Here is a 9326-nt window from a genome sequence, read left to right on the forward strand (position 1 = left end):
TTGTAAATGAGCATTCCGAGGTCGTTTTCAACGCCGTTTAGCCGACGCGCAGCAGATCGTGAACAGCTTCTTAGAAGCTGCCCCGCCTGAGGTTCTACCGCAGGCGCAGAAATAGATGCTACAGATCCAATAGTGCCTCGCCGGTCCACATCCTCGGGTGTCGGGCCGGTTTTTTTGTCTGGGGCGTCGGTGTGGAATGAGCTTTCGCTGCGCTCGTACTTCCGGTTCACGCGGCGCTTGGCTAAGGTGGCGGGAATTTCCTTTAACACTGCTGTCACTACAGGTTTTGCATGACCCAATCACCGAAAAATCCGCTGCATGGCATTACCCTGGAAGCCATCCTCACCCTGTTGGTGGCGAAGTTAGGCTGGGACGGCTTGGCCCAGCGCATCGATATCCGCTGTTTCAAGAGCGACCCGAGCATCAAGTCCAGCCTGACCTTTCTGCGTAAAACCCCCTGGGCGCGGGAAAAGGTCGAGGCGCTATATATCCAGACGCTCAAAGGCTAAGAACCTGTCTCGGATCTGCTGCGCGTCGGCGATACTGCGTTAAAAACAGCCTCGGCAAGCCGCTTGCGGCTAACGCGCTTCAGCGCGACCCGAGGGCGAGTGGAACGAGTAATGCTCATTTACAACCCGTAAACTCCGCTTCCTCGGCGTTTTGACCAGCCGAAGGCTGTTACTAACGTAGCGCCTTGTCTCGCTCTAGCTCGCGAGATCCGAAACAGGTTCTAAACCGGATAACCCCTCGGTATTCTGGCACCCTTGTTGCACTACCTCTGCAAACGCCGCGAAGCGTCAAAAAACCGCGGCGAGCGGAGGATGTGATGAGCCAGGGTATTGAATTCAATCGCTTGATGCTGGAAATGCGGTCCATGCAGACCGAGGCCATGGCGCGTCAGAAGCCGGCCGCCAGCACCCCTGAGCCGGGCGCCCCGAGCTTTTCCGAGATGCTCGGGCAGGCGGTGGGCAAGGTCAATGAAACCCAGCAGTCCGCCAATCAGCTGGCGACGGCCTTTGAGATAGGCAAGAGCGGCGTAGATTTGACGGACGTGATGATCGCCTCGCAGAAGGCCAGTGTGTCCTTCGAGGCCATGACTCAGGTGCGCAACAAGCTGGTGCAGGCGTATCAAGACATCATGCAGATGCCGGTTTAAGGGTAGGGTTTAGATCATGGCTGAAGCCGTCGCTGCAAACGTACCTGCCACCACCGGTGGCGATCAGGCGAGGAAGCCGCTGCTTGGTCTGACCTTCCTGGAAAATCTCTCCGATATGTCGATGTTGCGCCAGATCGGCCTGTTGGTCGGCCTGGCCGCCAGCGTGGCGATCGGCTTTGCCGTGGTGCTCTGGTCGCAGCAGCCGGATTACCGCCCGCTGTATGGCAGCCTGGATGGCATGGACGCCTCCCAGGTGATGGAGACCTTGGCCGCCGCCGACATCAAGTACACGGTGGAACCCAATTCCGGCGCCTTGCTGGTCAAGGCCGACGACCTGGCGCGCGCGCGCATGCGCCTGGCCGCCGCCGGTGTGTCGCCGACCGACAACAGCGTCGGCTTCGAGATTCTCGACCAGGAACAAGGCCTGGGCACCAGCCAGTTTATGGAGGCCACCCGCTATCGCCGCGGTCTGGAAGGCGAGTTGGCGCGCACCGTCGCCAGCCTGAACAACGTCAAGGCGGCGCGGGTGCACCTGGCGATTCCGAAGAGTTCGGTGTTCGTCCGCGATGAACGCAAGCCCAGCGCCTCGGTGCTGGTGGAGCTGTTTCCGGGCCGTGGCCTGGAGCCGAGCCAGGTGATGGCCATAGTCAATCTGGTGGCCAGCAGCGTGCCGGAGATGAACAAGGCGCAGGTCACAGTGGTCGACCAGAAGGGCACGCTGCTCTCCGATATTCAGGAGATGTCCGAGCTGACCATGGCCGGCAAGCAGTTCGACTACAGCCGGCGCATGGAAAGTCTGTTTACCCAGCGCGTGCACAATATCCTTCAGCCGGTGCTGGGCGCCGGCCGTTACAAGGCCGAAGTCTCGGCGGATGTGGACTTCAGCGCGGTGGAATCCACCGCGGAAATGTTCAACCCCGACCAGCCGGCGCTGCGCAGCGAGCAGCAGGTCAACGAACAACGCAGCAGCGGCCTGCCGCCCCAGGGCGTGCCGGGCGCCCTGAGCAATCAGCCGCCGGGTGCCGCCAGTGCGCCCGAGCAGGCCGGAGGTGGCGCCGCCGCTGTGCCGGGGCCGATTGCAGCCGGTCAGCCGCTGCTGGATGCCAATGGTGCTCAGGTCATAGATCCCGCCACGGGGCAGGCCATGCTGGCGCCTTATCCGGCGGACAAGCGCGAACAATCCACGCGCAATTTCGAACTGGACCGCTCCATCAGCCACACCAAGCAGCAGCAGGGGCGCCTGCGCCGCCTGTCGGTAGCGGTGGTGGTGGACGATCAGTTCAAGCTCGACCCGACTACCGGCGAAACCACCCGGGCGCCCTGGAGCAGCGATGACCTGGCGCGTTTTACCCGCTTGGTGCAGGACTCGGTGGGCTTCGATGCCAGCCGCGGCGACAGCGTCAGCGTGATCAACACGGCGTTCTCCGCCGAGCCGGGCGAGGAGCTGGTGGCGCTGCCCTGGTATCAGAATGAGCTGTTCCTGCTGGCCATGGGCGGCCTCAAGCAGCTGCTGCCGGCGCTGCTGATCTTTATCCTGGTGTGGTTCGTGTTGCGCCCGGTGATGAAGAACATCACCGCGGGCGGCAAGGGCGGGCCGATGCGGGGCGGCCGTGGTGGCGATGTCGAACTGGGTGAAATGGGTGGCCTGGAGGGTGACCTGAGCGAGGACCGGGTCAGCCTGGGCGGCCCGCAAAGCATCCTCCTGCCCAGCCCGAGCGAGGGGTATGATGCACAATTGAACGCCATCAAGAGTTTGGTGGCAGAAGACCCGGGTCGCGTGGCCCAGGTGGTGAAAGATTGGATCAACGCCGATGAGTAACGACAACGCCCGCAGCGCCAAATTGAATAAGGTCGACAAGGCCGCGATTCTCCTGCTCTCGCTCGGCGAGACCGATGCGGCCCAGGTGTTGCGCCATCTCAGCCCGAAAGAGGTGCAGCGGGTCGGCGTGGCCATGGCCGGCATGGGCAATGTGCACCGCGAGCAGGTGGAGAAGGTGATGGGCGAGTTCGTCGACATAGTCGGCGACCAGACCAGCCTGGGCGTGGGTGCCGACGGCTATATCCGCAAGATGCTGACCCAGGCCCTGGGCGAAGACAAAGCCGGCAACCTGATCGACCGTATCCTGCTGGGCGGCAGCACCAGCGGCCTGGACAGCCTGAAATGGATGGAGCCGCGCGCCGTGGCCGACGTGATCCGCTACGAACACCCGCAGATCCAGGCCATAGTGGTGGCCTACCTCGACCCCGACCAGGCCGGCGAAGTGCTCGGGCATTTCGACCATAAGGTGCGCCTGGACATAGTGCTGCGCGTGTCCTCGCTGAATACCGTGCAACCGGCAGCGCTCAAGGAACTCAACCAGATTCTCGAGAAGCAGTTCTCCGGCAGCGCCAGCACCACCCGCGCCAGTCTCGGCGGGGTCAAGCGCGCCGCGGATATCATGAACTTCCTCGACAGCTCGATCGAAGGCCAGCTGATGGATTCGATCCGCGAAGTCGACGAAGACCTGTCCAGCCAGATCGAAGACCTGATGTTCGTCTTCGACAACCTCGCCGATGTCGATGATCGCGGCATCCAGGCGCTGCTGCGCGAGGTGTCCTCCGACGTGCTGGTGCTGGCGCTCAAGGGCGCCGACGAGGCGATCAAGGACAAGGTGTTCAAGAACATGTCCAAACGCGCCGCCGAACTGCTGCGCGACGACCTGGAGGCCAAGGGCCCGGTGCGGGTCAGCGACGTGGAAACCGCGCAGAAGGAAATTCTCACCATCGCCCGCCGCATGGCCGAAGCCGGGGAAATCGTCCTCGGTGGCAAGGGCGGCGAAGAGATGGTGTAAGCCATGTCGACCAAGGATGCGCCGAGCGAGCTGATTCGCGCCAAGGATATCAAGGCTGTCGATCTGTGGGCGCTGCCCAGTTTCGACCCCGAGGTCGAAGCGCCTGAGGTCGAGCCGGCCGAGCACACCGAGAAACAGCAGGCCGAGGCGGCAGGGCAGGCGCAGGTCGAAAGTCAGGAAGTGGCCCTGGAGGACGTCAAACCCTTGACGTTGGATGAGCTGGAGGCCATCCGCCAGGACGCCTACAACGAAGGCTTCGCCGCCGGTGAAAAAGACGGCTTTCACACCGGTCAGCTGAAGGCCAAGCACGAGGCCGATCTGGCCCTGGCGGTCAAGATGGCCGGGCTCGAGCAATTGATGACGCAGCTGTTCGAGCCCATTGCCGAACAGGATCAACAGCTGGAAACGGCCATGATCGACCTGCTCGGCCATATGCTGCGCCAGGTGCTCCAGCGTGAACTGAGCAGCGATTCCAGTCAGATCCGCCAGGTGCTGCGCGAGGCCCTGAAGCTCTTGCCGATGGGCACCAGCAATGTGCGCATCCACCTCAATCCCCAGGACTTCGAGATGATCAAGGCGCTGCGCGAGCGCCACGAAGAAACGTGGCGCATTCTCGAAGACGAAGCCCTGTTGCCCGGCGGTTGCCGGGTCGAAAGCGAACTCAGCCGTATCGACGCCACGATGGAGACCCGCCTTAGTCTGGCGCTCAAGCAATTGTTCGAGCAGCAGCGCGAACAGCAGGCCCATCCGCTGGAGGCCGATCTGCACACCGATCTGGATGCGCCCATGGCAAGCCACGATGCTTCTTAAGCGGGTGAGCTTCGCCAAGCGTTTGGCGGGCTATAGCGAGGCCGTGCAGTTGCCCAGTCAGCCGGTAGTTGAGGGGCGCCTGCTGCGCATGGTCGGCCTCACCCTGGAAGCCGAAGGCCTGCGCGCCGCCCTGGGCAGTCGCTGCCTGGTGATCAACGATGACAGCTACCACCCGGTGCAGGTCGAGGCCGAGGTGATGGGTTTTTCCAATGGCAGGATCTACCTGATGCCGGTCGGCGGTTTGGCCGGCATAGCGCCCGGCGCGCGGGTGGTGCCGCTGCCGGACACCGGGCGCCTGCCGATGGGCATGTCGATGCTCGGCCGGGTGCTGGATGGCACCGGGCGCGCTTTGGACGGCAAGGGCGGCATGAAGGCCGAAGACTGGGTGCCGATGGATGGCCCGGCGATCAATCCGCTCAACCGCCACCCGATCAGCGAGCCGCTGGACGTGGGCATACGTTCGATCAATGGCCTGCTGACGGTGGGGCGTGGCCAGCGTTTGGGCCTGTTTGCCGGCACCGGTGTGGGTAAATCGGTGCTGCTCGGCATGATGACGCGCTTTACCGAGGCCGACATCATAGTGGTCGGGCTGATCGGCGAGCGGGGCCGTGAGGTCAAGGAGTTTATCGACGAGATTCTCGGTCACGAGGGCCTGCAGCGCTCGGTGGTGGTGGCCTCGCCGGCCGATGACGCGCCCTTGATGCGCCTGCGCGCGGCGATGTATTGCACGCGAATTGCGGAGTACTTCCGCGATAAAGGGCATAACGTGCTGCTCTTGATGGATTCGCTGACCCGTTTCGCCCAGGCCCAGCGCGAGATCGCCCTGGCCATTGGCGAGCCGCCGGCGACCAAGGGCTATCCGCCCTCGGTGTTCGCCAAGCTGCCGAAACTGGTGGAGCGCGCCGGTAATGCGGAGAAGGGCGGTGGCTCCATCACCGCCTTCTATACGGTGCTCAGCGAGGGCGACGACCAGCAGGACCCGATCGCCGACGCCGCCCGTGGCGTGCTCGATGGCCATATAGTGCTGTCACGGCGCCTGGCCGAGGAGGGGCACTACCCGGCCATCGATATCGAAGCCTCGATCAGCCGGGTGATGCCGCAGGTGGTGTCGGCCGAGCACCTGCGCCTGTCGCAACGCTTCAAGCAGCTGTGGTCGCGTTACCAGCAGAGCCGCGACCTGATCAGCGTCGGCGCCTATGTGGCGGGCGGCGATGCCGATACCGACCTGGCGATTGCCCGGCAACCGGCGATGGCCAAATACCTGCGGCAGAACCTGGGCGACAACGAAAGCCTGGAAAACAGCAGCGCGCTGCTGGCCGCGACCTTCAACCCCGCTGCCGCCAGCGCCCCTTAAGCCATGGCGCAGAGCCGCGCGGCGCGCCTGGCGCCCGTCATCGCCATGGCCGAGCGGGCCGAGCGCGAGGCGGCGTTACAGCTGGGGCATTGCCAGGGCCTGCTCAGGCAGGCGGAAGTGCAGCTGGGCGATCTGGAACGCTACCGCGGCGATTACCAGCAACAGTGGATCAGCGAGGGCCAGCGCGGCGTATCCGGGCAGTGGCTGATGAACTATCAGCGTTTTCTCTCCCAGCTGGAAACCGCCATCGGCCAGCAACGCCAGAGCGTCGCCTGGCACCGCGCCAATATGGACAAGGTGCGCGAGGTCTGGCAGCAGCGCTATGCCCGCCTGGAGGGCCTGCGCAAGCTGGTCAAGCGCTATCTGGAGGAGGCGCGCCTGGCCGAAGACAAGCGCGAGCAGAAACTCCTGGATGAGCTGGCGCAGCGTTTATCCGGGCGCGACTCCAACTCTTAGTGCGGCTGTTGGCCTGTAGCCGTTGCAGGCGCGGGGCCAACCGCGCGCAATGCTTTGCAGCGGCCAGTTAAAGCCATCTGAAAGTTGCCCCCCAGGCGTTAGGGTGCTACATCTTGAACATGCCTAACACGCAGTCAGCTGTGCCAGCAGTGCCCCCAGATTTTTTCGTTTATAGGAGTGATTCATGACTATCACCTCGCTGCCCTCGTCTGATGGGCAAGAGTTGACCATCCTGATTCAGGGACGTTTTGATTTCGGCGCGCACCAAGAATTTCGCAACGCTTACGAGCGGGTCAGTACTACGCCGAAGAGCTATGTCGTGGATCTCAAAGGCACCACTTATCTCGACAGTTCGGCGCTGGGCATGCTCTTGCTGCTGCGTGACCATGCCGGAGGCGACAGCGCGCAGATCCGTCTGCTCAACTGCAACCCCGACGTGCGCAAGATACTGGCCATCTCGAATTTCGAGCAGCTGTTCCAGATCGCCTAACACGAGGCGCTGAGCCATGCTGGAGCGTCTGTCCATCCTGATCGCCGAGGACAACGCCGCCGATCGCATGCTGCTGTCGACCATCGTCAGTCGTCAGGGGCACCGCGTGCTGACGGCCAGCAATGGCCTGGAAGCCTTGACCCTGTTCGAGCAGGAGCGTCCGCAACTGGTGTTGATGGACGCCTTGATGCCGGTGATGGACGGCTTCGAGGCCGCGCGGCGGATCAAGCAGGCGGCCGGCGAAGAGCTGGTGCCGATCATCTTCCTCACCTCCTTGACCGAAGGCGAAGCCTTGGTGCGCTGCCTGGAGGCCGGCGGCGATGACTTTCTCGCCAAACCCTACAACCGGGTGATACTCGAGGCCAAGATCAAGGCCATGGAGCGCCTGCGCCGCCTGCAGGATACCGTGCTGCAGCAGCGCGACCTGATCGCCAAGCACAACGAACACCTGCTCAACGAGCAGCGCGTGGCCAAGGCGGTATTCGACAAGGTGACCCATTCCGGCTGCCTCGATGCGCCGAATATCCGCTACCTGCAATCGCCCTATGCGGTGTTTAACGGCGATCTGTTGCTGGCCGCCTTCAAACCTTCCGGTGGCATGCATGTGCTGCTGGGGGATTTCACCGGCCACGGTCTGCCCGCGGCCATAGGTGCCATGCCGCTGGCCGAGGTGTTCTACGGCATGACCGCCAAGGGCTACTCCCTGGCCGAAGTGCTGCGCGAGATCAATGCCAAGCTCAAGCGCATCCTGCCGGTCGGGGTGTTTTGCTGCGCGACCCTGCTCAATGTCAGCTTCCAGCGCCAGGTGGTCGAGGTGTGGAACGGTGGCTTGCCGGACGGCTACCTGCTGCGCAGCAGCGGCGAGCGCCTGCCGCTGAAGTCGCGGCATTTGCCCCTGGGGGTGCTGGAGCCGACGGCGTTCAATGACAAATACGAGGTCTACCCGCTGGAGCTGGGGGATCGGGTGTTCCTGCTGTCCGACGGCGTGCTGGAAGCCTGCAATAAGCAGGGCGAGGTCTTCGGCGAGGAACGCCTGCTCGAGGTGTTTAGGCGCAACCAGCTGCCGCCGGCGCTGTTCAGCGAAGTTCAGCAGGCGCTGACCCTGTTCAGTGGCGAGCAGCAGGATGATGTCAGTCTGCTGGAGGTCTGCCTGGTCGAGAGTGGCAGCCTGGCTCGTCCGCCCCTGGCTTTCGCCGACAGCGGCCAGAGTCATCCGCTGGATTGGTCGGCGAGTTTCGAGTTCCGCGGCGAAACCTTGCGCCATTTCAATCCACTGCCGTTTCTCTTGCAGCTGCTGCTCGAGGTCCAGGGCCTGCGGCCCCAGGGGGGCGCGCTGTTCACCGTACTCGCCGAACTCTATTCGAATGCCCTGGAGCACGGCGTGCTGGGGCTGGACTCGGCGCTCAAATCCGATGCCGAAGGCTTCGCCGAGTATTACCGGCAGCGCAGTCAGCGCTTGGCCCAGCTGAGCGATGGCTTTGTGCGTTTTCACCTGCATCTGTTGCCCGAAGGCAGCGGTGGCCGACTGGTGGTACGGGTCGAAGACAGTGGCCCGGGCTACGATGGCCCGCGCGTCCTCGAGCAGCAACTGCGCTCCGCGCGCCTGAGCGGGCGCGGCCTGACCCTAGTCAGGCAATTGAGTGAGCGCTGCAGCTGGGGCGAGGGCGGGCCGGGCGTCAGCGTGGAGTTTTCCTGGTCGTCTGGGGCATAATCCTGCGCAGCAACGCGGCTCGCTGCGAAACGTCAACAGACCCTAGAGGTTAAGCGTTGTCCGATATTCATCTTGATAGCAACGTATTGGCTGCCTTGCAGGACGTCATGGAGGATGAGTATCCCGTGCTGTTGGATACCTTCCTGCTCGACTCCGAAGAGCGCCTGCTCGGCCTGCATCAAGCCGAACAGGCGGCGGACGCCCAGGCATTGCGCTTGGCGGCGCACAGCTTCAAGGGCAGCTGCAGCAATATGGGCGCACTGATGCTGGCTGGCCTGTGCAAGCAGCTGGAGGAGGCCGGGCGCCGCGAGCAGCTTGACCTGGCGCCCGAGCTGGTCGAGCAGATCGAGCGTGAATTCGCCATAGTGCGGATTCTGATGAAGTCCGAACGGCAGCGCTACCGGCACTCATAGGGTCTGTTGACGTTTCGCAGCGTGCCGCGTTGCTGCGCAATGTCTCGCCAGGCTAGGCGCGGGACGCAGGCAATGGTTGTTCCCTTGCCAAGTGCCGCTACACCG

At 63.4% G+C, this 9326-nt stretch carries 11 protein-coding genes; 10 read left to right on the forward strand and 1 reads right to left on the reverse strand.

The genetic code is table 11. The annotated features are described in order from the left end of the window. On the reverse strand, positions 1–269 hold a 269-nt coding region (locus tag Q8Q83_RS16065; RefSeq protein WP_305625130.1), incomplete at its 3' end, for a hypothetical protein. Between the two features lie 21 nt (positions 270–290). Here Q8Q83_RS16065 and Q8Q83_RS16070 point away from each other — a divergent pair. The 10 genes from Q8Q83_RS16070 (at position 291) to Q8Q83_RS16115 (ending at position 9221) form a co-directional block, all read left to right on the forward strand. After that, positions 291–509, forward strand: coding sequence for a VF530 family protein (locus Q8Q83_RS16070; RefSeq protein ID WP_305625131.1), 219 nt, complete (start codon positions 291–293; stop codon positions 507–509). 317 nt (positions 510–826) lie between these two features. After that, positions 827–1156 carry a flagellar hook-basal body complex protein FliE gene (gene fliE, locus Q8Q83_RS16075; protein ID WP_305625132.1) on the forward strand — a complete coding sequence of 110 codons (330 nt, stop codon included), beginning with the start codon at positions 827–829 and terminating at the stop codon, positions 1154–1156. Positions 1157–1172: 16 nt separating this feature from the next. After that, positions 1173–2975 carry a flagellar basal-body MS-ring/collar protein FliF gene (fliF, locus tag Q8Q83_RS16080; protein ID WP_305625133.1) on the forward strand — a complete coding sequence of 601 codons (1803 nt, stop codon included), beginning with the start codon at positions 1173–1175 and terminating at the stop codon, positions 2973–2975. After that, complete coding sequence (gene fliG / locus Q8Q83_RS16085) at positions 2968–3987, forward strand: flagellar motor switch protein FliG (protein WP_305625134.1); 1020 nt, start codon at positions 2968–2970, stop codon at positions 3985–3987. Before fliF ends, fliG begins: the two co-directional genes overlap by 8 nt. Before the next feature lie 3 nt (positions 3988–3990). Beyond that, positions 3991–4797, forward strand: coding sequence for a flagellar assembly protein FliH (gene fliH / locus Q8Q83_RS16090; protein WP_305625135.1), 807 nt, complete (start codon positions 3991–3993; stop codon positions 4795–4797). Beyond that, complete coding sequence (gene fliI / locus Q8Q83_RS16095) at positions 4787–6151, forward strand: flagellar protein export ATPase FliI (RefSeq protein ID WP_305625136.1); 1365 nt, start codon at positions 4787–4789, stop codon at positions 6149–6151. Before fliH ends, fliI begins: the two co-directional genes overlap by 11 nt. Before the next feature lie 3 nt (positions 6152–6154). Beyond that, positions 6155–6607 carry a flagellar export protein FliJ gene (fliJ, locus tag Q8Q83_RS16100; RefSeq protein ID WP_305625137.1) on the forward strand — a complete coding sequence of 151 codons (453 nt, stop codon included), beginning with the start codon at positions 6155–6157 and terminating at the stop codon, positions 6605–6607. Positions 6608–6791: 184 nt separating this feature from the next. Then, positions 6792–7097, forward strand: a complete 306-nt coding sequence (locus Q8Q83_RS16105) for an STAS domain-containing protein (RefSeq protein WP_305625138.1) — start codon at positions 6792–6794, stop codon at positions 7095–7097. A 16-nt stretch (positions 7098–7113) separates the two neighbouring features. Next, a complete protein-coding gene (locus Q8Q83_RS16110; protein WP_305625139.1) occupies positions 7114–8808 on the forward strand; it encodes a fused response regulator/phosphatase in 1695 nt (564 codons plus the stop codon). 56 nt (positions 8809–8864) lie between these two features. Next, the gene (locus Q8Q83_RS16115; protein ID WP_305625140.1) at positions 8865–9221 is read left to right on the forward strand and encodes an Hpt domain-containing protein; all 357 of its coding nucleotides are present in this window, start codon (positions 8865–8867) and stop codon (positions 9219–9221) included. The last annotated feature ends 105 nt before the right edge of the window (positions 9222–9326 follow it).

This window comes from Pseudomonas sp. (assembly GCF_030696055.1).
Taxonomy (GTDB): Bacteria; Pseudomonadota; Gammaproteobacteria; order Pseudomonadales; family Pseudomonadaceae; genus Aquipseudomonas.